This window comes from Cytobacillus oceanisediminis (assembly GCF_022811925.1).
GTDB classification, from domain to species: domain Bacteria; phylum Bacillota; class Bacilli; order Bacillales; family Cytobacillaceae; genus Cytobacillus; species Cytobacillus oceanisediminis_D.
This window is the reverse complement of sequence record NZ_CP065511.1, coordinates 4,443,374-4,464,432: the sequence shown is the minus strand read 5'-3', so window position 1 is coordinate 4,464,432 and position 21,059 is coordinate 4,443,374. Positions and strand designations below refer to the sequence as shown.

At 42.4% G+C, this 21,059-nt stretch carries 18 protein-coding genes, 1 other RNA gene and 1 other annotated feature; of the genes, 16 read left to right on the top strand and 3 right to left on the bottom strand.

Annotated elements, in window-relative coordinates; genetic code table 11:
- Nucleotides 1-35: 35 nt before the first annotated feature.
- From IRB79_RS22450 to dtd, 6 genes are all read left to right on the top strand, one after another.
- On the top strand, nucleotides 36-938 hold the full coding sequence (locus IRB79_RS22450; protein ID WP_243505019.1) for a cation diffusion facilitator family transporter: 903 nt from the start codon (nucleotides 36-38) through the stop codon (nucleotides 936-938).
- A 24-nt stretch (nucleotides 939-962) separates the two neighbouring features.
- A complete protein-coding gene (locus IRB79_RS22445; RefSeq protein WP_243505017.1) occupies nucleotides 963-1,280 on the top strand; it encodes a LapA family protein in 318 nt (105 codons plus the stop codon).
- Nucleotides 1,281-1,441: 161 nt separating this feature from the next.
- On the top strand, nucleotides 1,442-3,811 hold the full coding sequence (recJ, locus tag IRB79_RS22440; protein WP_243505016.1) for a single-stranded-DNA-specific exonuclease RecJ: 2,370 nt from the start codon (nucleotides 1,442-1,444) through the stop codon (nucleotides 3,809-3,811).
- Entirely contained in the window at nucleotides 3,802-4,314 is a 513-nt protein-coding gene (locus IRB79_RS22435) for an adenine phosphoribosyltransferase (protein ID WP_243505010.1), read from the top strand. The genes recJ and IRB79_RS22435 overlap by 10 nt, the downstream gene beginning before the upstream one ends.
- Nucleotides 4,315-4,611: 297 nt before the next feature.
- A complete protein-coding gene (locus IRB79_RS22430) occupies nucleotides 4,612-6,807 on the top strand; it encodes a RelA/SpoT family protein (protein WP_206838897.1) in 2,196 nt (731 codons plus the stop codon).
- 14 nt (nucleotides 6,808-6,821) lie between these two features.
- The gene (dtd, locus tag IRB79_RS22425; protein ID WP_243505009.1) at nucleotides 6,822-7,262 is read left to right on the top strand and encodes a D-aminoacyl-tRNA deacylase; all 441 of its coding nucleotides are present in this window, start codon (nucleotides 6,822-6,824) and stop codon (nucleotides 7,260-7,262) included.
- A 55-nt stretch (nucleotides 7,263-7,317) separates the two neighbouring features.
- On the opposite strand, the gene IRB79_RS22420 is transcribed toward dtd, so the two are convergent.
- Nucleotides 7,318-9,063, bottom strand: coding sequence for an N-acetylmuramoyl-L-alanine amidase family protein (locus tag IRB79_RS22420; RefSeq protein ID WP_243505007.1), 1,746 nt, complete (start codon nucleotides 9,061-9,063; stop codon nucleotides 7,318-7,320).
- Between the two features lie 229 nt (nucleotides 9,064-9,292).
- On the opposite strand from IRB79_RS22420, the gene IRB79_RS22415 reads away from it, so the two are divergent.
- From IRB79_RS22415 to IRB79_RS22395, 5 genes are all read left to right on the top strand, one after another.
- A complete protein-coding gene (locus IRB79_RS22415; protein WP_026041802.1) occupies nucleotides 9,293-9,469 on the top strand; it encodes a hypothetical protein in 177 nt (58 codons plus the stop codon).
- Between the two features lie 112 nt (nucleotides 9,470-9,581).
- Nucleotides 9,582-9,821 (top strand) — a binding site (T-box leader).
- Between the two features lie 126 nt (nucleotides 9,822-9,947).
- Entirely contained in the window at nucleotides 9,948-11,222 is a 1,275-nt protein-coding gene (gene hisS, locus IRB79_RS22410; protein ID WP_243505005.1) for a histidine--tRNA ligase, read from the top strand.
- Nucleotides 11,223-11,250: 28 nt separating this feature from the next.
- Nucleotides 11,251-13,026 carry an aspartate--tRNA ligase gene (gene aspS, locus IRB79_RS22405; RefSeq protein WP_243505004.1) on the top strand — a complete coding sequence of 592 codons (1,776 nt, stop codon included), beginning with the start codon at nucleotides 11,251-11,253 and terminating at the stop codon, nucleotides 13,024-13,026.
- 186 nt (nucleotides 13,027-13,212) lie between these two features.
- Nucleotides 13,213-13,400, top strand: a non-coding RNA gene (ssrS, locus tag IRB79_RS22400) — 6S RNA.
- A gap of 286 nt (nucleotides 13,401-13,686) precedes the next feature.
- Nucleotides 13,687-14,448, top strand: a complete 762-nt coding sequence (locus tag IRB79_RS22395) for a tRNA threonylcarbamoyladenosine dehydratase (protein WP_243504998.1) — start codon at nucleotides 13,687-13,689, stop codon at nucleotides 14,446-14,448.
- Between the two features lie 55 nt (nucleotides 14,449-14,503).
- On the opposite strand, the gene IRB79_RS22390 is transcribed toward IRB79_RS22395, so the two are convergent.
- Complete coding sequence (locus tag IRB79_RS22390) at nucleotides 14,504-15,022, bottom strand: hypothetical protein (RefSeq protein WP_243504997.1); 519 nt, start codon at nucleotides 15,020-15,022, stop codon at nucleotides 14,504-14,506.
- 175 nt (nucleotides 15,023-15,197) lie between these two features.
- On the opposite strand from IRB79_RS22390, the gene IRB79_RS22385 reads away from it, so the two are divergent.
- Both IRB79_RS22385 and IRB79_RS22380 read left to right on the top strand, forming a co-directional pair.
- Nucleotides 15,198-16,139 (top strand): ABC transporter ATP-binding protein, encoded by a 942-nt coding sequence (locus tag IRB79_RS22385; RefSeq protein ID WP_243504996.1) that lies wholly within the window; start codon nucleotides 15,198-15,200, stop codon nucleotides 16,137-16,139.
- Entirely contained in the window at nucleotides 16,117-17,076 is a 960-nt protein-coding gene (locus tag IRB79_RS22380) for an ABC transporter permease (RefSeq protein ID WP_243504995.1), read from the top strand. The genes IRB79_RS22385 and IRB79_RS22380 overlap by 23 nt, the downstream gene beginning before the upstream one ends.
- A gap of 45 nt (nucleotides 17,077-17,121) precedes the next feature.
- Here IRB79_RS22380 and IRB79_RS22375 read toward each other — a convergent pair whose 3' ends face one another.
- Nucleotides 17,122-18,387, bottom strand: coding sequence for a replication-associated recombination protein A (locus IRB79_RS22375; RefSeq protein WP_243504994.1), 1,266 nt, complete (start codon nucleotides 18,385-18,387; stop codon nucleotides 17,122-17,124).
- Nucleotides 18,388-18,639: 252 nt separating this feature from the next.
- Between IRB79_RS22375 and IRB79_RS22370 the strand changes: the two genes are divergently transcribed.
- The 3 genes from IRB79_RS22370 (at nucleotide 18,640) to IRB79_RS22360 (ending at nucleotide 20,957) form a co-directional block, all read left to right on the top strand.
- Nucleotides 18,640-19,326, top strand: coding sequence for a YczE/YyaS/YitT family protein (locus IRB79_RS22370; protein WP_243504993.1), 687 nt, complete (start codon nucleotides 18,640-18,642; stop codon nucleotides 19,324-19,326).
- Nucleotides 19,326-19,745, top strand: coding sequence for a cysteine metabolism transcriptional regulator CymR (gene cymR, locus IRB79_RS22365; RefSeq protein WP_009333072.1), 420 nt, complete (start codon nucleotides 19,326-19,328; stop codon nucleotides 19,743-19,745). Before IRB79_RS22370 ends, cymR begins: the two co-directional genes overlap by 1 nt.
- A 69-nt stretch (nucleotides 19,746-19,814) precedes the next feature.
- Complete coding sequence (locus IRB79_RS22360; protein ID WP_243504991.1) at nucleotides 19,815-20,957, top strand: cysteine desulfurase family protein; 1,143 nt, start codon at nucleotides 19,815-19,817, stop codon at nucleotides 20,955-20,957.
- Nucleotides 20,958-21,059 lie beyond the last annotated feature (102 nt).

The window sequence follows — 21,059 nt, the reverse complement described above, 5'->3', positions numbered from 1 at the left end:
CTAAAAACAAGTTCAGGGAGGAAGGAAGTATCGCTTTGGAAAATAACGATCGTTTTAAGAAAGCTGAATTTGCAGCTATAATTGGCATCGTGGGCAATATTATTCTTGCTACCATCAAATGGGGAATAGGCGTTTATTCAGGGAGTAAAGCGCTCGTGGCGGATGCGGTCCATTCTGCTTCAGATGTAGCCGGATCCTTTGCTGTATATTTGGGGCTGAGAGCTGCAAAACAGCCGCCGGATGAGGATCATCCATATGGTCATGGAAAGGCTGAATTGATTGCAGCCATAATTGTTGCAGTCTTGCTGTTCCTCGTGGGAATTGAAATCGGCAAATCATCATTTGAGTCATTTTTTTCGCCAATTGAACCTCCAAAAGCAATTGCGGTTGCTGCAGTGCTGGTTTCTATCATTGTGAAAGAAGCAATGTTTCGTTATAAGTATAATTTGGGAAAGAAACTTAACAGTGATGCTTTAATTGTAAATGCCTATGAACACCGTTCAGATGTATATTCATCAATTGCAGCCTTAATAGGAATTGGATGTGCGATTATTGGCGGTAGAATGGGGATCGAATGGCTTGAGTATGCAGATCCTGTTGCTGGCCTCATTGTTTCCCTTATGATTCTCCAGATGGCATGGCGGCTGGGTAAAGAATCCATTCATAGCACACTTGATCATGTGCTTCATGAAGAAGATACACTTGAGATGCGCAAAACTGCTGAATCCGTTGAACAGGTTAAAAGGATTGATGAACTGCACGCCAGGGAACACGGACATTATGTAATTGTAGATATTAAAGTTTCGGTGGATCCGAATATGACTGTTGAGGATGGCCATCGGGTGGGCAAAGAAGTGAAACGCAAACTGCTTGGATTGGAAAATGTGCAAAATGTATTTGTGCACATTAATCCTTATAGGGAAAAGCGCATAAATTAGAGAATTTATTTGGGAGAGGATTGTATGAAATTTCAATGGGCTTTATTATTTGGTTTTTTATTTGCACTAATAGTTGCTATTTTTGCAGTAATCAATGTTGATAATGTAACGGTAAACTACTTGTTTGGGGAAAGCCAGTGGCCGCTCATTCTTGTGATTTTAGGATCAGTTCTTATGGGAGGACTGATTGTCGGTTCTGTAGGCCTTGTTCGAATCTACTCACTCCAAAGGAAAGTGAAAATACTAAAAAAGGAAAATGATAAGCTGAATTCAGGAAATGCGGTAAAGGATAATACCGATAAAGAAGAAGTTGAAAAAGAGCTGGATAGGGATATACATTAAACTAAAACAGACTTGGGCTTTTGCTCAAGTTTTTCTTTTGCCTGCAAAAAGTGACCGGCCATTAATATCTTTCTTTCCAAATCTGTATGGAATATCCCGATTTTAACTTATTGAAACACATGTCCCCCTCTTGTATAATTAATAAGCTGAGGGGTGAACGTATGTTACATTCAAGAACGCGATGGATTGTTCGGCAAACACAGGAGGATAAGGTGCAGCAGCTTTCAAAGGAATTGAATATTGCTCCTCTTGCAGCATCGCTGTTAATTAATCGCGGAATGGATACCGTTGATTCAGCACGGTATTTTTTATTGGATAAAGACCAGGAATTTCATGATCCTTTTTTAATGACAGATATGGCAAAAGCTGTTTCCAGAATAAAAGAAGCAATTGAAAAACAGGAACCTATCTTAATTTTTGGTGATTATGATGCGGATGGAGTGACAAGCACTTCTGTCATGATGATGGCACTTAGAGATCTCGGTGCTGACGTCCAATTCTACATACCGAATCGATTTACTGAAGGCTATGGACCAAATATCCCGGCTTTTGAACATGCCGCTGATACCGGCATCCGTTTAATTATTACTGTAGATACAGGGATCTCGGCTGTAAACGAAGCAAAGGCTGCAAAAGAGCTTGGAATGGATTTGATTATTACAGATCACCATGAGCCTGGCCCGGAGCTTCCGGAAGCATGGGCAATTGTGCATCCTAAGCATCCGGACAGCAGATACCCATTCCGGGAACTGGCCGGAGTTGGAGTAGCATTTAAGCTTGCACATGCGCTATATGGTGAACTGCCTGATCACCTTTTGGAAATAGCTGCAATTGGCACAATTGCCGACCTTGTTTCTTTAACGGGAGAGAACAGGCTTATTGCCAAGCGCGGGATTCAAAAGCTGAAATCAACTAAGAATACAGGTTTGAATGCCTTGTTTAAAGCGGCAGGAATCGAACTTCCATCCATTAGTGAAGAAACAATCGGCTTTACAATCGGGCCTCGCCTCAATGCGGCCGGCAGGCTTGAAAGTGCGGATCCTGCAGTGGATTTGCTCCTGACAAAAGATCCTTATGAAGCACAAGCCATTGCTGAAGAAATTGAAATGTTAAATAAAGAGAGGCAAGCTATTGTCAATGACATAGCAGCTCAAGCGGTTAAAGAGGTCGAAACAAATTTTCCAATCAGTGAGAATTCAGTAATTGTTGTAGGCAAAGAAGGCTGGAATGCCGGTGTAATCGGAATAGTAGCTTCGAAGCTTGTTGAAAAGTTTTACCGCCCGGCCATTGTTCTCAGTTATGACAGTGAAAAAAGGCTGGCAAAGGGATCAGCAAGAAGTATAGAAGGTTTTGATCTGTTCAAAAATCTTTCTGAATGCCGGGATATCCTTCCTCACTTTGGAGGGCATCCAATGGCGGCAGGAATGACCTTGTCAATTGAATCGGTCGATGACCTCAGGGATAGACTGAATACTCTTGCAAATGAACAGCTGACCGAGGAGGATTTTATTCCCGTAACCAGCATTGATGGTGTCTTCCATCTAAAAGATATCAGCCTCTCTTCTATAGAGGAAATGCATCTGCTCGCTCCATTTGGAATGGGAAATCCAAAACCGAAAGTCATGATAAAAGATGCCAATATTGCCGCTATGAGAAAAATCGGATCTGATCAAACTCATATAAAGATCACCATTGAGAATGATGGGTCTTCCCTTGATGGGATAGGCTTTGGCCTCGGACATTTGCATGAGCATATTTCACCATATTCCAAGCTATCGGTTATTGGCGAATTATCCATTAATGAATGGAATAATATTAAAAAACCGCAAATCTTCCTGCAGGATATGGCAGTGAACTCCTGGCAGCTATTCGATATCCGGAGTTTAAAGCGGCTCGAAAGGCTTCAAAACGTCATTCCCTTGGAAAACACAACATGGATCTTTTTTAATGAGGAACATATATCCAAGTTCAGGACATATGCAGGGGAAAACATGGTGAAAATAACATCTGAAGAGGATGCTGAAGCTTTAAGACTAGAAGGCTCAAACATCGTGCTTGCTGATTTGCCGCCTTCAAAGGAAATGCTTGCTCATGTATTCTCTGGAAAAAAACCTGCCAGAATTTATGCTCATTTTTATAAAGAGGATAGTGACTATTTCAGCACTATTCCAACAAGAGATCATTTTAAGTGGTATTTTGCCCTGATTGCTAAAAAAGGCTCGATCGATATCAGGCGTCATGGGAATGACATAGCCAAGCATAAGGGATGGAGCAGGGAAACGGTAGATTTTATGTCTCAAGTGTTTTTTGAATTGGATTTTGTTAAAATAAACAATGGTGTTATTTCGTTAAACAATACATCAATTAAACGTGATTTAGCTGATTCGCGAACCTATCAGCTTAAACAGGCACAATACACTCTTGAGAGCGATTTGCTCTATTCATCCTTTCAGCAGCTCAAAGACTGGTTTGATGAAGTTATGCAAGGGGCTGTAAAACTTGAGGAGGCAAAGGAAGAAAAATGGACTTAAAACAGTATATAACAATTGTTGAAGATTGGCCGAAGCCAGGCATAAAATTTAAAGATATTACAACACTTATGGACAACGGTGAAGCGTATAAATATGCGACTGACCAAATTGTGGAATATGCCCGTGAAAAGAAGATTGACCTTGTTGTTGGCCCGGAAGCCCGCGGATTCATCATCGGTTGCCCTGTAGCTTATTCATTAGGTGTAGGTTTTGCCCCTGTCCGCAAAGAAGGAAAACTTCCCCGTGATACAGTCAAGGTTAATTATGGCCTTGAATATGGCAAAGATGTTTTAACCATTCATAAAGATGCCATCAAACCCGGGCAAAGAGTCCTGATCACTGACGACCTCCTTGCGACAGGCGGAACAATCGATGCAACCATCCAGCTGGTTGAAGAACTTGGCGGAGTAGTGGCAGGTATTGCATTCCTTATCGAATTAACATACCTTGACGGCCGTAAGAAGCTCGACAACTACGATATTCTGACATTGATGCAGTATTAATTTTTTCATACCAGGAGAGCGCCAGACGAAATGGCGCTCTTTTTAATTTATCTGTGAAAATAGTTATATAAAGGGCTTCCAAATCCATTTATGGAAAATCAATAAAGAAATTCGGACAAAAAACGACAAAACTTTTGTTATTCCCATAAAAATAACAGCCTATCCCTTTACATCTTCACTTTTTTTTTCGATAATAGTAGCAATATTAATTTTTTTATTACCTTGTTATAAATGATCAATTTCAAAATTTATTACATTATGCAAATGCATAAAATTCAGGGAGATAAAGGTGATTCCATGGCGAACGATCAAGTTCTGACCGCCGAGCAAGTCATCAACAGAGCAAAAGAATATTTAAACGATGAGCATGCAGAGCTTGTAAAAAAAGCGTACGAGTTTGCCAAGCATGCCCACCGTGAACAATATAGAAAGTCCGGTGAACCATACATCATCCATCCAATTCAAGTGGCAGGCATCCTTGCTGATCTGGAGATGGATCCATCAACGGTTGCTGCCGGCTTTCTTCACGATGTGGTTGAAGACACTGAAGTCTCATTGGAGAATATCGAGGAAGCCTTCAATTCAGAAGTGGCCATGCTTGTCGATGGTGTAACAAAACTGGGGAAAATTAAATATAAATCACAGGAAGAGCAGCAGGCTGAAAATCATCGGAAAATGTTTGTGGCAATGGCCCAGGACATCCGTGTGATCTTAATTAAGCTTGCTGACCGTCTTCATAATATGCGGACACTTAAGCATCTGCCAGCTGAAAAGCAGCGCCGCATTTCAAACGAAACGCTGGAAATTTTTGCCCCTCTTGCCCATAGGCTTGGAATTTCAAAGATTAAGTGGGAGCTTGAAGATACGGCTCTAAGGTACCTAAATCCTCAGCAATATTATCGGATTGTAAACCTGATGAAGAAAAAAAGAGCGGAACGGGAAGAGTATTTAGATGATGTTATAAATGTAATGCGGGGCAGACTGTCAGAGGTTTCAATTAAAGCAGAGATATCCGGCCGCCCTAAGCATATATACAGCATTTATCGAAAAATGGCGCTTCAAAATAAGCAATTCAATGAGATATATGATCTGCTTGCTGTACGCATTGTTGTAAGCAGCATTAAAGATTGCTATGCGGTGCTTGGGATTATTCATACATGCTGGAAGCCGATGCCCGGCCGTTTTAAAGATTATATCGCCATGCCTAAACAGAATATGTATCAATCTCTTCATACTACGGTTATCGGGCCAAAAGGTGACCCGCTGGAAGTCCAGATCCGTACCATGGATATGCACAGAATTGCAGAGTTTGGTATTGCTGCCCATTGGGCTTATAAAGAAGGAAAAAGAGTGAATGAGGGCTCTTCATTTGAGGAGAAGCTGACCTGGTTCCGTGAAATCCTGGAGTTTCAGGATGATGCTGCAAATGCTGAAGAGTTCATGGAATCACTGAAGATCGATTTGTTTTCCGATATGGTGTTTGTCTTTACTCCTAAAGGGGATGTCATCGAACTTCCTTCCGGCTCCGTTCCAATTGACTTTGCTTACCGGATTCACTCGGAAATTGGAAACAAGACAATCGGTGCCAAAGTCAACGGGAAAATGGTCACGCTGGATTACAAACTGAAGACCGGCGATATCATCGAAATTCTGACATCCAAGCATTCCTATGGACCGAGCAAAGATTGGCTGAAGCTTGCTCAGACTTCACAGGCAAAAAATAGAATCAGGACTTTCTTCAAAAAGCAAAGAAAAGAAGAAAATGTGGAAAAAGGGAAAGAGCTTGTTGAGCGGGAGATTCGCAATATGGATTTCGACCTGAAGGAAATTTTGACATCTGATAATGTTAAAAGGGTCGCCGAGAAATTCAACTTTGCCACAGAGGAAGATATGTATGCCGCCGTTGGCTATAACGGGGTAACGGCACTTCAGGTTGCCAACAGGCTGACAGAAAAATGGCGCAAGAAACGCGATCTCGAACAAACCTCCGATATTACAAATGCTGTTTCGGAACTGAAGACTTTTCCATCTGCCAAAAAACGCGAATCCGGTGTCCGGGTTTCAGGCATTGATAACCTGCTGATTCGCCTTTCCCGCTGCTGTAATCCTGTCCCTGGAGATGAAATCGTCGGGTTTATTACAAAGGGCAGAGGAGTCTCTGTACACCGTGATGATTGTCCTAATATAGAAACGGATGATGCAAAACAGAGGCTCATCCCGGTTGAGTGGGAAACAGCCTTAAATGACCGGAAAGAATACAATGTTGAAATTGAAATTACCGGTTATGACCGGAGGGGATTATTGAATGAGGTCCTTCAGGCTGTTAATGAAACGAAAACCAACATTTCAGCCGTATCAGGACGATCCGACCGCAATAAATCAGCAACGATTAATATGTCCATTGCCATACACAATGTCAGCCACCTGCAAAAGGTTGTGGAAAGGATTAAACAAATCCCTGATATTTATGCAGTAAGAAGGATTATGAACTAAGGGGAGCAGATAGAATGCGTGTTGTAGTGCAGCGAAGCAAAGAAGCCAGCGTAACGGTGGACGGCAAAACCGTCGGAAGCATCAAAAAGGGGTTTGTTTTGCTCGTTGGAGTCACCCATGAAGATAAGGAAGAGGACGCAGCTTTTCTGGCTGATAAGATTGCCAATCTTCGAGTCTTCGAAGATGAAAATGGCAAAATGAATTTTTCACTGCTGGATCAGGAAGGTGAAATTCTTTCGGTCTCCCAGTTTACTTTATATGGAGATTGCCGAAAGGGCAGACGGCCCAATTTCATGGAAGCGGCAAGCCCTGCGCATGCCGTAAAAATCTACGATGCTTTTAACCGGTACTTAGAAGTTAAAGGCCTAAAAGTAGAAACAGGTGAATTCGGAGCCATGATGGATGTTCAGTTAACCAACGATGGACCAGTTACGTTAATTTTAGAAAGCAAGTAAGGTTTTTTAATTATGCAAAAAGCCCTGGCATCCCATTTGGGTGCCGGGGCTTTTGCTAATTTTTGAAATAGCGGGCAAGTCCCTGATAAATTCCTGCTGCTGCAGATTGCTGATACTGTGCAGAAGCAATCAGAGCTTCTTCAGCCGGATTGCTCAGGTATCCAAGTTCTATAAGAACGGCATTGCGTTTATTCTCTCTAATTACATGATAATCTCCGACTCTATAGCCCCGATCTCTCAGGTTTGTCATGGATGTTACATTAGAGTGGATATTGGCTGCAAGTTCCTTTTGAAAAGAATGATAGTAATAGGTAGTCGCTCCTCTTGCAGTCCGATCTGGGGTGCTGTCATAATGAATGCTGATAAAAGCATCTGCATTGTGATAATGTGAAATGCCTACTCTGGAAGGAAGCGGCAAATAGGTATCTCCGTTCCTGGTCAGAATGACATTGGCACCTGCCGCCCTTAGTTTCTCGGCGAGCAATTGAGCGGTCCTGATCGTAATATCCTTTTCACGGGTCCCTCTAGCTCCTGTTGTCCCGTTATCACGGCCACCATGGCCGGGATCAAGGACGATTGTTTTATTTTTCAGGTGCTTTTCCGCCCCTGGTTTTGTTATTGCAGGTGCAGATCCCTCAACGGTGACGATCCATCCGGCAACAAAACCCTGCCCGCCGTTTGGCAGGCGAATTTCGTACCAATCGTTATTCAGACTGATAATTTCAAAGCTATCCCCTTTATTTGCCCTGTGAATGACAGACGATTGGGTACTGGCTTTTTTCCTAATATTTGATCCGTTATGTAATATAATTGCAGAACTGCCGTTTACACTTTGCTGGGAAGAGCCGGAATTCTTCTCGGCGGCTATGTCTATGAACCAGCTTGCCACCCATCCATAAGAACCAGGCTGATATTCTATCTTTGCCCAATTATCAGCTTGCTCAAGAATAGGAAAAGTTTGGCCTTTTGTAACAGAACCAATTGGTTTCCCATTTAACGATCCTTTATTTCTTATGGTTAAAGAGGTTGCTGTAACAGTGCCGGATTTCCCGGATGCTGACTGTTTTGGCTTGCTTTCTGATGGTGAGGATTGAACCGCAATATATTGGCTGCTGATCCATCCGGTATTGCCCGAGAAAGAGATTTCTGTCCAGCTGTCATTTTGAGAAAAAACAGCTACAGTCTCCCCTGAATTTAGTTTGCCGATGATGTCACTTTGAAGCGATGGCTTGGTTCTCACATTTAGGGAGTTTGCTGTGATTTTCCCGGTTTTGCTGCTGCTTAGTGAATTTTTCTTTTGGCTGCCGCTGTATTGGACGAATTCATTTGCGACCCATCCATCTCCATAAGGAGTTTGGATCTTAACCCAGCTTCCTTCTGTGCCCTTGACCTTATAGGCTGTTCCTTTCTGGATAGTCCCCAGAACACCGTAACTTGTACCAGGTCCCTTTCTCACCCTCAGGCCATCTGTTGTAATGACTGCCTGGGAATTTGTACTGGCTGCTTTTTCTCCTGTCTGACTGGTGGTCATATCGGAAACAAGCCAGCTGGCCACATAGCCATTTTCCCCCTGGAAATTAATTTTAATCCATTCTTCTTCACGGGAAAGGGTGTTAAATTGATCTCCTTTCTGGGCTTGTCCCAGAATTGGGTAGCTTAAGCCTGGTCCTTGACGGACGTTAAGATTATTGGTGGTAATTGTTACAGAATTGTTTTCAGCTTTAACCTGTGTTTCCGCCTGTGTTATGCCAGCCAAAAGCATAAGGCATATCACGAGAATAAGTGGTTTTCTTTTCTCCAACAGGCCGCCTCCTTTCATAATTAAAATCCTTATTAACAGAAAAACAAACAAGGTGCCGGCAGTCAAGATAACTTTGGTCCTAAAATACTTCTGCATCTTGTGCAATTTCCCTTCTAATATCGGTATCTCAGCAATCATTTTTAGCTGGGAATTAAATTTGCCCTGTTATGAAACATTTCAACTGAAAATGGAAAGAATAGAACAGACTACATAAAAAAGGGTGAGCATTATGAGATTTGGAGAAAAAGGGATGTCTGCACAATCTGGTGAAAATCAGCTGTTCGGGGTTGATTTTCATGATTTTATACAGAGAGAACAAAACTCAAACATGATTGAACTCGCTTCAGAGTTTGGACTATCTCTCAAGGATGTCAGGAAACTGAAAAAAAAGCTGGAGCGATCATAACATGATTTTAGTCTTGACATTGATGAAAATGCTCCGTATTATAATATAAATAAAATGACAAATACAATTAAATGTCTAGCTGCAGCGTCTGACCAAGGCGTGTCTGCTTTTCGATAAACCATTGATGGAGAAGAGTAGTTAAACCCCACATGAAAAGAGAGAGAGTGCCGCCCGGCTGAAAGCATTCTCACATGATGATTTAACGAAAGAACACTTCGTAGGTTTCTCTCTGAAAAAGGCGTAATCTTTAGTAGGAGCTGAACGTTAACAGGCGTTAACTGTAAAAGAGGAAGTTTATTTATTGGCTTCAACTAGGGTGGCACCACGGGAAAACCAAACTCTCGTCCCTTGTATTTAATATACAAGGAGGCGGGAGTTTTTTTATTTTGGCGATTGCGATCATGGCTGATTTATTGGCTGATCGTAAAGGATCAATATTTTGTACATAGATATCATTTTGCATTAGGAGGTAATTTTCATGTCTATCCGAATACCAAGGGGAACGCAGGACATTCTGCCGGGGGAAGTTGAAAAATGGCAATTGATAGAAGAAAAGGCCAGGGAACTTTGTGAGAAGTTTCAATATCGTGAAATCAGAACACCTATTTTTGAACATACAGAATTATTTCTGCGCAGTGTTGGAGACACGACGGATATTGTCCAAAAAGAAATGTACACGTTTGAAGACCGCGGCGGACGAAGCCTGACACTTCGCCCTGAAGGAACAGCTTCGACTGTAAGATCATTCGTTGAACATAAAATGTACGGTGATGCGAGCCAGCCTGTAAAGCTTTATTATATGGGACCTATGTTCCGTTATGAACGCCCCCAGGCAGGTCGTTTCCGCCAGTTTGTCCAATTTGGCGTCGAAGCGATCGGCAGCGCGGATCCGGCAATTGATGCGGAAGTTATCGCACTGGCAATGTCACTTTATAGAAGCATGGGACTGCAAAAGCTTAAATTGATTGTGAACAGCCTGGGAGATAAAGAAAGCCGTTCGGCACACAGAGAGGCTCTGGTCAACCACTTCAAGCCGCGGATCGGGGAGTTTTGCCAGGATTGCCAGAATCGCCTTGAGAAAAATCCAATGCGCATCCTGGACTGTAAGCAGGATCGTGAACATGAACTTATGAAATCGGCTCCATCCATCATTGATTATTTAAATGATGATTCAAAAGCCTATTTTGAGAAGGTTCAAAAGTATTTAAAGAACCTGGATATTGACTTTACTGTCGATCCAAATCTTGTTCGCGGTCTGGATTATTACAATCATACTGCTTTTGAAATTATGAGCGATTCCGAAGGATTCGGCGCTATTACAACTCTTTGCGGCGGCGGACGATACAATGGCCTCACTGAGGAAATTGGCGGTCCTGAAGCGCCGGGAATAGGTTTTGCTTTAAGTATCGAGCGATTCATCGCTGCTCTTGAGGCAGAGAAGGTGGATCTGCCTCTTAATAAGGGCATTGATTGCTACCTTGTATCCCTTGGAGAGGAAGCAAAGGATTACACAGTCGGCCTTCTTCAAAAACTTCGAATGGCAGGATATTCTGCTGAAAGAGATTATCTTGACAGAAAAATTAAAGCCCAGTTTAAAGCGGCAGACCGGTCGGATGCAAAATTTGTTGCTGTCTTGGGTGAAGATGAACTTAAAGCGAACAAAATTAATGTGAAATCAATGGAATCGGGAGAACAAATAGAGCTTGATCTTGATTCTTTTATTGAAAAATTTACAGAGCTTTATCAATCATAAATCAGCTTTATATTTGGGAGGAATTAGAATGTTTGGGCGAACGTATTTTTGCGGGGAAGTAACGGAAAAAGCTATTGGAGAAAAAGTAAGCTTAAAAGGCTGGGTACAAAAACGCCGGGATTTGGGCGGTCTGATCTTTGTGGATCTTCGTGACCGCACTGGGATCGTTCAGGTTGTATTCAATCCGGAAGTTTCCCCTGAAGCTCTTGCAACAGCTGAAAAGATCCGCAATGAATTTGTTCTTGATATAGAGGGTGAAGTAATTGCACGTGAAGAAGGCACGATTAATGAGAACCTGAAAACAGGGCGCATTGAGATTAAAGCAGAGAAAGTGACGATCATAAATGAAGCAAAAACACCTCCTTTTGTCATTGATGATAAAACGGATGTTTCCGAAGATGTCCGCCTCAAATACCGCTATCTGGATTTGAGACGCCCAGTCATGTTTGATACCTTTAAGATGCGTCATCAAGTAACAAAAGCGATGAGGGATTTTCTGGACGGCGAAGGATTCCTTGATATAGAAACACCGATTTTAACGAAGAGCACGCCGGAAGGAGCCCGTGACTATTTAGTTCCAAGCCGTGTGCATCCGGGTGAATTCTATGCTCTTCCGCAATCGCCTCAAATCTTTAAGCAGTTATTAATGGTAGGCGGATTTGAACGCTATTACCAAATTGCACGATGCTTCCGTGATGAAGACCTGCGCGCAGATCGCCAGCCTGAATTTACTCAGGTCGACATCGAAATGAGTTTTATGAGCCAGGAAGAAATCATCGGCCTGATGGAAAACATGATGAAAAAGGTCTTGAAAGAAGTGAAAGACCTGGATGTCCAGCTTCCAATCCCGCGAATGACCTATCAGGAAGCGATGGACCGTTTTGGCTCTGATAAGCCGGATACCCGCTTTGAAATGGAATTGACGGATCTATCGGAAATAGTAAAAGATTCAAGCTTCAAAGTATTTGCCGGAGCAGTTGCTTCCGGGGGACAGGTAAAGGCCATTAATGTAAAAAATGGTGCAGGAAAGTATTCACGAAAAGATATTGATGCCCTAACAGAGTTTGCTGCTGTTTATGGTGCAAAAGGGCTTGCTTGGTTAAAAGCGGAAGAAGACGGATTAAAAGGTCCGATTGCCAAGTTTGTGACTGAGGATGAACAAAAAGCATTCTATGCAGCTCTGTCAGTAGAATCAGGAGACTTGCTCCTCTTTGTGGCTGATAAGAAAAACGTTGTGGCAGATGCACTTGGCGCTCTGCGATTAAAGCTTGGAAAAGAGCTTGATCTGATTGATCAAAGCAAGTTTAACTTCCTTTGGGTTACAGACTGGCCGCTACTTGAGTACGATGAGGAAGAAGGCCGCTATTATGCAGCCCATCATCCATTTACAATGCCTGCCAGAGAAGATTTAAATCTTCTCGATAAAGATCCAGCTCAAGTCCGTGCACAAGCATATGACCTTGTATTAAACGGCTACGAGCTTGGCGGCGGTTCATTGCGTATTTTCGAAAGAGACGTTCAAGAGAAAATGTTCAGTGTGCTTGGATTCTCAAAAGAGGAAGCTGTTGAACAGTTTGGATTCCTGCTTGAAGCATTTGAATATGGCACTCCTCCGCATGGAGGAATTGCACTTGGATTAGACAGGCTTGTGATGCTATTGGCTGGCAGAACAAATCTGAGGGATACGATTGCCTTCCCTAAAACAGCCAGTGCGAGCTGTGTGCTTACAGAAGCTCCTGGTGAAGTTAGCCAGTCCCAGCTTAATGATTTGCACTTAGCGCTTAACTTGAAAAAAAGTGAGTAATTTCCTATTAATGTTTAAATAAATGAAAAAATTCATTTTTCAGAAAACTAAACTGGGAAGTAACTCCTGATTTTTAGACGGTATGTCTAATTTTAAGGAATAAAATGGATAAAATTGTTCAAATTTGCCCCATTTCATCAGCTTGAAAAAGAAGAAACCGTGTGATATGATCATATCAATAAATAAAGAGTCCTGATGTGTTCGTTGTAAAACCTGAAATTTTGACCAACATTATTCCTTCGGGAGTCCGGAGTTTTCCCGCAGCGTAAAAGCCTCATGGATGAGGACTTACAAACGCAGGAAACAGGACACCCACCTGCTGAGTGCGGGTTCAAAACGAGGGCATCAACAGCGACGGCACGATTGGGACTCTTTAATACATACGATTGATAAAATCCATGCTTGTGAGCATGGATTTTTTTGTTGTCCTGTTCTTTATAATCTTACTTGGAACTGAGCTATAGTTGAAATGTGTTAAGGATTAAATATTATAGTGCTGTTAACACTATTGGAGAGGAAGTTTGGATTTAATTAATGGTAAATTGTTTAATGGAATTAATCCTATAGAACTACTTGTTTTAAAATTCAAGTATGATATATTCATTATCGGGTATTAGATAATACATGCTTTTTAAATAACATTTGATGGAGTTGATATATATGCTTCACCAATTTTCCAGGAATGAATTGGCTATTGGCAAAGAAGGCCTTGAAAAAATGAGAAATAGCACAGTTGCAGTACTGGGCATCGGCGGAGTTGGTTCCTTTGCTGCGGAAGCACTGGCGCGTTCAGGTGTTGGCCGGCTTGTGCTGGTTGATAAAGACGATGTTGATATCACAAATGTGAACAGACAGGTCATCGCTTTATTATCCACAGTCGGGAAACCAAAGGTGGATTTAATGAAAGAAAGAATTAAGGATATCAATCCTGACTGTGAAGTTATTGCTTTGAAAATGTTTTATACAGAGGAAACCTATGAGCAATTCTTTGATTATGGACTGGACTTTGTAGTTGATGCTTCCGATACGATTTCTTATAAAATTCATTTAATAAAAGAATGCTTGAACAGAGGGATTCCAATGATTTCAAGCATGGGTGCTGCAAATAAAATGGATCCGACCAGGTTCCAGATTGCTGATATCTTCAAAACTCATACTGACCCGATTGCTAAGGTTATCCGCACGCGCCTGAGAAAAGAAGGAATCAGAAAAGGCGTTCCGGTTGTATTCTCGGATGAAAGCCCGATCGTTATCCGGGAAGATGTCCGCAAAACAGTTGGGAAAGATGATGCTGAAATCAGAAAGGCTAAAATGCCGCCATCTTCAAACGCATTTGTTCCTTCTGTTGCAGGTTTAATCATGGCCAGCTATGTAGTTAAAGAACTATTAAGCGATATTAAAATTGCACGTGTAAATGACTGAAAAGAGACCGGCTGCAGGCCGGTCTTTCGCATAAAAAGTTCTGGAATCTCTCCAATCAGTGAACGGCTCTTTTCTCTTCTTTGCTGTCATGCTTCAGCAGCTGGTCGGCTTCTTTCAGGATGCTTGCCATTTCTTCATATTGCAGAAGCTGATTTTCAAATTCCGCTTTCTTGTCCTTCAGCCTTCTGATTAACTGCTCATTTTGAAGTTTTAATTGCACTTGTGCTTCGTGCAGACGTTTATTTTCCTTCATTTGCTCTGAATTAGGCTGTATTTTCGCAAAATTCCTTAAGAAGTGTATGACTTGAGCCAAATTGGCAGGGGGAACACTGTCAGGAGTTACATTGGTTTGTCTGGGTGCCTTATTGCTTGCGATTTCCTGGGATCCATAATCTGTCCTTTTTTTTATGGCTGTGTTCCAGCGGTATTGGCATGCTGAAACTGTACGGCCGAGTTCAGTACTTGCCTTCTTAAAAGCTGATGCTTTTGTATCCCCGTTTGATGTGTATTCAAGCACTGTTTCTTCGAGTAATTGATCCTCTTCCGGTTTCCATAAGTCTTTCCGTTCCTTCATTCCTTTAACCACCTCGGAAAATACGATTGTTAGGCTTATCGTCACCCTAATAGATGAAAATATTCCATTCTCAGTTGTTGAAAGGTAAAATAACAAAGTGTAAGCCAAATATAATCCCGACTTTAAAGGAGTCTGCAAAGAACTGGACTTTAAAAGATGGGAGGAGGATACCTAAATGGATACTCTTGTAGAAATACAGGACGTTACAAAAGTAATAAAAGGAAGAACGATCATTGATTCTGTCAGCTTTGAGGTGAAAAAGGGAGAGGTGTTCGGTTTCCTTGGCCCAAACGGTGCAGGTAAGACCACCACTATTCGAATGCTGGTGGGCTTGATCGGCATTACTTCAGGGGACATTAAAATTCTTGGCAGCAGCATCAGAACAGATTTTGAAAAGGCGGTTTCCCATATTGGAGCCATTGTAGAAAACCCTGAGATGTATAAGTTTTTGTCAGGTTATCAAAATCTGCTTCATTATGCACGAATGTCAAAAGGTGTAACTAAAGAAAAAATTGATGAAACGGTTGAGCTTGTAGGACTGTCGGATCGTATTCATGATAAAGTCAGGACATACTCGCTTGGCATGAGGCAGAGGCTCGGACTGGCGCAGTGTCTATTGCATGATCCCAAAATCCTTATTCTGGATGAACCTACGAATGGGCTTGATCCGGCAGGCATCAGAGAGATTCGGGATCACCTGAGGATGCTTGCTGGAGAAAGAGATATGGCCGTCATTGTTTCCAGCCATTTATTATCTGAAATGGAAATGATGTGTGACAGAATCGGCATCATTCAAAACGGAAAATTGATTGATGTTCAGCACATCAGTGATTTTGTACAGGGGAAAGAAAAGGTTTATGAAGTAGAAGTGGATGATTCTGAAAAAGCGAACAGAATTTTAAAAGCTGCACAGCCTGATTTGCCTGTTCAGCTCACAGAAAATAGTGTGATTCTTCCGCTTGTCCGTGACGAGATACCTGAAATGATTAACGAGTTTGTCCGGGAAAACATGAAAATATTTGCTGTGCGTGAAGTGACCAAAACATTGGAAGACCGTTTTCTTGAAGTAACAGAGTACAAAGGGGGTGCAGGTGATGGTCGGGCTGATTCGAAATGAGTGGATGAAGATTTTTAGGCGGCCGGGCACATATGTTATGATCGGACTGCTTTTAATCATGACGACTGTAGCAGGCGCCTTTATAAAATATCAGGAAAGCGGGGGGACGGTCCCGGATAATACGGAATGGAAAAGGGGACTGCAGACCCAAAACGAAAGCTATCAAAAACAGCTTGAAGAGATGGGGGAAATGGCACCCAGAGAAATGAAGGAACAGTATCAGAGGGAGATTGCCATCAACGAATACAGAATTAAAAATGATATTTCACCGAATCAGGAATACTCTGTCTGGGGATTTGTATCAGATACCTCACAGCTGATTGAATTTGCCGGCCTGTTTACCATCATCATTGCCGGAGGAATTGTGGCAAGTGAGTTTACATGGGGAACCATCAAGCTTCTTTTGATTAGGCCTATCAAAAGAGTAAAAATTCTGGGAGCAAAGTATATTACCGTTATTCTATTCGGTCTGCTGGTGCTGTCCATCCTCTTTGGATATTCAGCACTGCTTGGCGGACTCCTCTTTGGATTTCCTGAAAAAGCATTTCCTTATTTATATTATTACAATGGAACAGTGACAGAACAAAGCATGGGACTTCATCTGATAGCTTATTATGGCCTTAAATCCATTAATATGCTTATGCTGGCAACCATGGCTTTTATGATTTCAGCTGTTTTCAGGAATAGCTCGCTGGCAATAGGACTTTCCTTGTTTCTCATGTTTATGGGAGGACAGGTCACAAGGCTGATTGCAATGAAATATGATTGGGCAAAGTACAGCCTTTTTGCCAATACAGACCTCCTTCAATATTTTGAAGGGATGCCAATGGTTCAGGGGATGACGATTGGATTTTCAATCATGATGATACTTATATACTTCCTGCTTTTCCAGGTGCTTGCATTTTATGTGTTTAATAAAAGGGATGTTTCTGCATAAAAGCGCAAAATAATAAAAGGTCTGGCATCGCTGCCAGACCTTTTGCTATTTAAGGAGTTTTTCATAGACAGATGCTAATGCCTGTTCAAATTTCCCTGTTTTCTTAGGCTGATAATACACCTTGTTTTTTATTCTGTCTGGCAAGTACTGCTGTTTGACCCAGCCTGTTTCATAATCGTGAGGATATAGATAGCCGATGCCTCTGCCAAGCTCTGTTGCTCCTTTGTAGTGGGCGTCCTTCAAGTGATCGGGGACTTCACCGCTTTTGCCTGCGCGGATATCCGCTATTGCAGAATCCAATGCTTTGTATGCTGAATTGGATTTTGGAGAGAGGCAGAGCTCAATGACCGCATTTGCCAGCGGAATCCTTCCTTCCGGGAATCCAATCCTTTCAGCTGTTTCGATGGCTGCAAGGGTTCTGGCTCCGGCTTGCGGCGATGCCAGTCCGATATCTTCATAGGCGATAACCAAAAGTCTTCTGCTTATGCTTTGCAGGTCGCCTGCTTCAATCAATCTTCCTAAATAATGTAATGCCGCATTTACATCGCTTCCGCGGATAGACTTTTGAAAACCGGATAGGACATCGTAATGGGCATCTCCATCTTTATCGTGTGTAAAGCTTTTGCGCTGAATGCATTCCTCGGCAACAGACAAATCAATCTTAATGATTCCTTCTTCATCTTCTTTAGTTGAAAGCACAGCCAGTTCCAATGCATTAAGCGAGCTTCTGACATCACCATTTGAAGCGGTGGCCAGATGCGTCAGCGCTTCATCGGTAACATCAGTTTGTTTATTGCCAAGACCTCGTTCCTTATCCAGCAATGCCCTTTTCAGTGCTTTTTTTATTTCATCAGCAGACAGCGGCTTTAGTTCGAAAATTTGGCACCGGCTTCTGATAGCCGGGTTAATTGCATGATATGGATTGCTGGTTGTGGCGCCAATTAAAGTGATGCTGCCATTTTCCAGATAGGGCAGCAGGAAATCTTGTTTCCCTTTATCAAGTCTATGAACTTCATCCAGCAGCAGAATAACCTTTCCGGACATTTTAGCTTCTGCCGCTACCACTTCCATATCTTTTTTATTGTTAGTCACAGCATTTAAAGTGCGGAAAGCGTATTTGGTGCTCCCTGCAATGGCACTTGCAATCGAGGTTTTGCCAATACCTGGGGGGCCGTACAGAATCATCGATGAAAGCTGTTTAGCCTGCACCATGCGATAGATAATTTTTCCTTCTGAAACAAGATGCTCCTGGCCAATGATTTCATCAATCGTTCTCGGTCTCATCCGGTATGCAAGAGGTTTAATGTTCAAAGTTATCACTCCAGCCTTTTGCAGGCAGTTTGCAGCCTGCTTAGAACTTTTAGCAAAGTTTCCGCTTTTTATTTAAGATACCATAACATATCTGGCTGCGAAATTAATTAGGCCAGAGTCAGCATTGCCCTTAGTTCAATCCAGTCCCGCCCCTTTTCCTCCTAAAATATGCTATAATGTCAAAAGTCTATAATATTACTAAGGATTTAATCTTCATATATAAAAGCTGGTCTTGCAGGGAGCGTTGAGCACATGTTATTGAAAAATAAAGGGCAAATCGGTCCCAGGTTTATGGTGTATCTAACAGGGCTGCTTGTCATGAGCCTGGGTATTGTTTTGTTAATAGTAGCTGATATAGGGGCAACTCCCTGGGATGTTCTGCATGTTGGGCTGTACTACCAGCTTGGCCTGACGATAGGCAGCTGGTCCATCATTGTCGGGATCTTCATATTAGCTGCTGCAGCACTGATTTCAAAGGAATTTCCGCAGGCCGGTGCATTCTTGAATATGATACTGATTGGTCTGTTTATTGACGCCTATTTGCTTTTGCCGTTTATGCAGACACCAAATGGGATTGCTGGAAAAATGGCCATGTTTGGGATGGGCATAGTTGTTTATTGCTACGGAATGGGACTCTACATTTCTGCTCAGCTTGGAGCCGGGCCAAGGGATAGCCTGATGATTGCTTTGACAGCAAAAACCGGCTGGAAGGTCAGAAATGTCAGAGCCTTAATGGAAATCGCTGTACTGACAGTTGGATGGCAGCTTGGAGGACCTGTCTTCTGGGGAACCATTGTGCTCAGTTTGACAGTCGGGCCGATTGTCGGAGCAGCTTTACCGCAGTGCCAGGCTTTAACTGACCGATTTTTGGCAAAGCTTAAAGAAAAGGATATTTATGCGAATCAAATGCTTAAAGAAAAGGATAGAGGTGCAAGCTGATGAAAATATCTACTAAAGGCCGTTATGGTTTAACTATAATGATTGAATTAGCTAAAAAGCATGGGGAAGGTCCTACATCGTTAAAGTCGATTGCCCAGACGAATGACCTGTCTGAGCACTATCTGGAGCAGCTTATAGCGCCGCTCCGGAATGCCGGTCTTGTTAAAAGCATCCGAGGTGCATACGGCGGATACATTTTAGGGAAAGAACCGACAAAAATTACTGCCGGTGATATTATCAGAGTGCTTGAAGGGCCGATCAGCCCGGTGGAAGGCATTGAAGATGAAGAGCCTGCAAAGAGAGAATTATGGATGCGCATTCGTGATGCCGTGAAAGATGTGCTTGATAATACAACACTCGAAGACCTTGCCAGCCATACGGATACCGGTGAATCGGATGCTTATATGTTTTATATTTAGTCCTTAATCAGGGGATAATTCATATGTAAAAAAGCAAACAGCAGGACGAAATGAAGTAGGTGAAATAGATTGGAAAGAATATACCTTGACCATGCGGCAACTTCGCCAATGCATCCGGAAGTGATTGAACGGATGACTGAAGTCATGAAATTTGAATATGGAAATCCTTCAAGTATTCATTATTTCGGGCGGAGTGCACGCCATATTGTTGATGAAGCAAGATCTTCCTTAGCAAACAGCATTGGTGCAAAAGCCAATGACATTATTTTTACAAGCGGCGGTACTGAAGCTGATAATCATGCGATTTTTGGAACGGTAGAATCCTGCCGCCATAAGGGTAAACACATCATCACAACGCAAATTGAACATCATGCGGTTTTGCATGCATGTGAGGAGCTTGAAAAACAGGGCTTTGAGGTAACGTATTTGCCTGTTGATCCGAATGGGCGTGTTTCGGTAAAGGACGTAGAAAAAGCTTTGCGGGAGGATACCATTCTTGTAACCATCATGTATGGAAATAATGAAATAGGGACCCTTCAGCCGATTAAGGAAATAGGCGAGCTATTGGCGGAGCACCCTGCTAAATTCCATACCGATGCTGTTCAGGCTTTTGGGATTGAAAAAATTGATGTGCAGGAACTGAGAGTGGATTTGCTTTCTGTCTCCGCCCATAAAATTAATGGCCCTAAAGGAATCGGATTTTTATATGCCCATCCTGATGTGAAACTTTCTTCACGGCTTTTTGGCGGTGAACAAGAAAGGAAGCGCAGAGCGGGAACTGAAAATGTTCCATCTATTGCAGGCTTTCAGGAGGCTGTCCTGATCACTCAGAAGGAGATGGAAACTAAGCGGGAAGAGCTGCATTCTTTTAAGATGCTGTTCATGAATAAATTGAAGCAGGATGATGCTGTTTTTGAACTGAACGGATCACTTGATTATTCCCTGCCTCATGTTTTAAACTTAAGCTTTCCCGGAACAAATGTTGAAGCCATGCTGGTTAATCTTGATTTGGCTGGAATAGCAGCATCAAGCGGGTCTGCCTGTACTGCAGGATCCATCGATCCATCCCACGTCCTTGTCAGCATGTTTGGAAAAGGATCAGACAAACTGCAAAATTCCATCCGTTTCAGCTTTGGCCTCTTTAATACAAAGGAACAAGCCGAAAAAGCTGCAGAACAAACAGCCAAAATCGTGAAGCGGCTGGCTAAATAGATAGGATATTTGAAAAAATGAATTCAGCCACTAAGTTGATTGGAGCGGAGGGCACTTGACTCCTGCGGGAGGAGAGGGAAGTGAGAGACCCCACAGGCGAAG

Coding starts and splice junctions, on each gene's coding strand:
- IRB79_RS22445 (WP_243505017.1), top strand. CDS start 963: ATGAAATTTCAATGGGCTTTATTATTTGGTTTTTTATTTGCACTAATA.
- recJ (WP_243505016.1), top strand. CDS start 1,442: ATGTTACATTCAAGAACGCGATGGATTGTTCGGCAAACACAGGAGGAT.
- IRB79_RS22435 (WP_243505010.1), top strand. CDS start 3,802: ATGGACTTAAAACAGTATATAACAATTGTTGAAGATTGGCCGAAGCCA.
- IRB79_RS22430 (WP_206838897.1), top strand. CDS start 4,612: ATGGCGAACGATCAAGTTCTGACCGCCGAGCAAGTCATCAACAGAGCA.
- dtd (WP_243505009.1), top strand. CDS start 6,822: ATGCGTGTTGTAGTGCAGCGAAGCAAAGAAGCCAGCGTAACGGTGGAC.
- IRB79_RS22415 (WP_026041802.1), top strand. CDS start 9,293: ATGAGATTTGGAGAAAAAGGGATGTCTGCACAATCTGGTGAAAATCAG.
- hisS (WP_243505005.1), top strand. CDS start 9,948: ATGTCTATCCGAATACCAAGGGGAACGCAGGACATTCTGCCGGGGGAA.
- aspS (WP_243505004.1), top strand. CDS start 11,251: ATGTTTGGGCGAACGTATTTTTGCGGGGAAGTAACGGAAAAAGCTATT.
- IRB79_RS22395 (WP_243504998.1), top strand. CDS start 13,687: ATGCTTCACCAATTTTCCAGGAATGAATTGGCTATTGGCAAAGAAGGC.
- IRB79_RS22390 (WP_243504997.1), bottom strand. CDS start 15,022: ATGAAGGAACGGAAAGACTTATGGAAACCGGAAGAGGATCAATTACTC.
- IRB79_RS22385 (WP_243504996.1), top strand. CDS start 15,198: ATGGATACTCTTGTAGAAATACAGGACGTTACAAAAGTAATAAAAGGA.
- IRB79_RS22380 (WP_243504995.1), top strand. CDS start 16,117: ATGGTCGGGCTGATTCGAAATGAGTGGATGAAGATTTTTAGGCGGCCG.
- IRB79_RS22370 (WP_243504993.1), top strand. CDS start 18,640: ATGTTATTGAAAAATAAAGGGCAAATCGGTCCCAGGTTTATGGTGTAT.
- cymR (WP_009333072.1), top strand. CDS start 19,326: ATGAAAATATCTACTAAAGGCCGTTATGGTTTAACTATAATGATTGAA.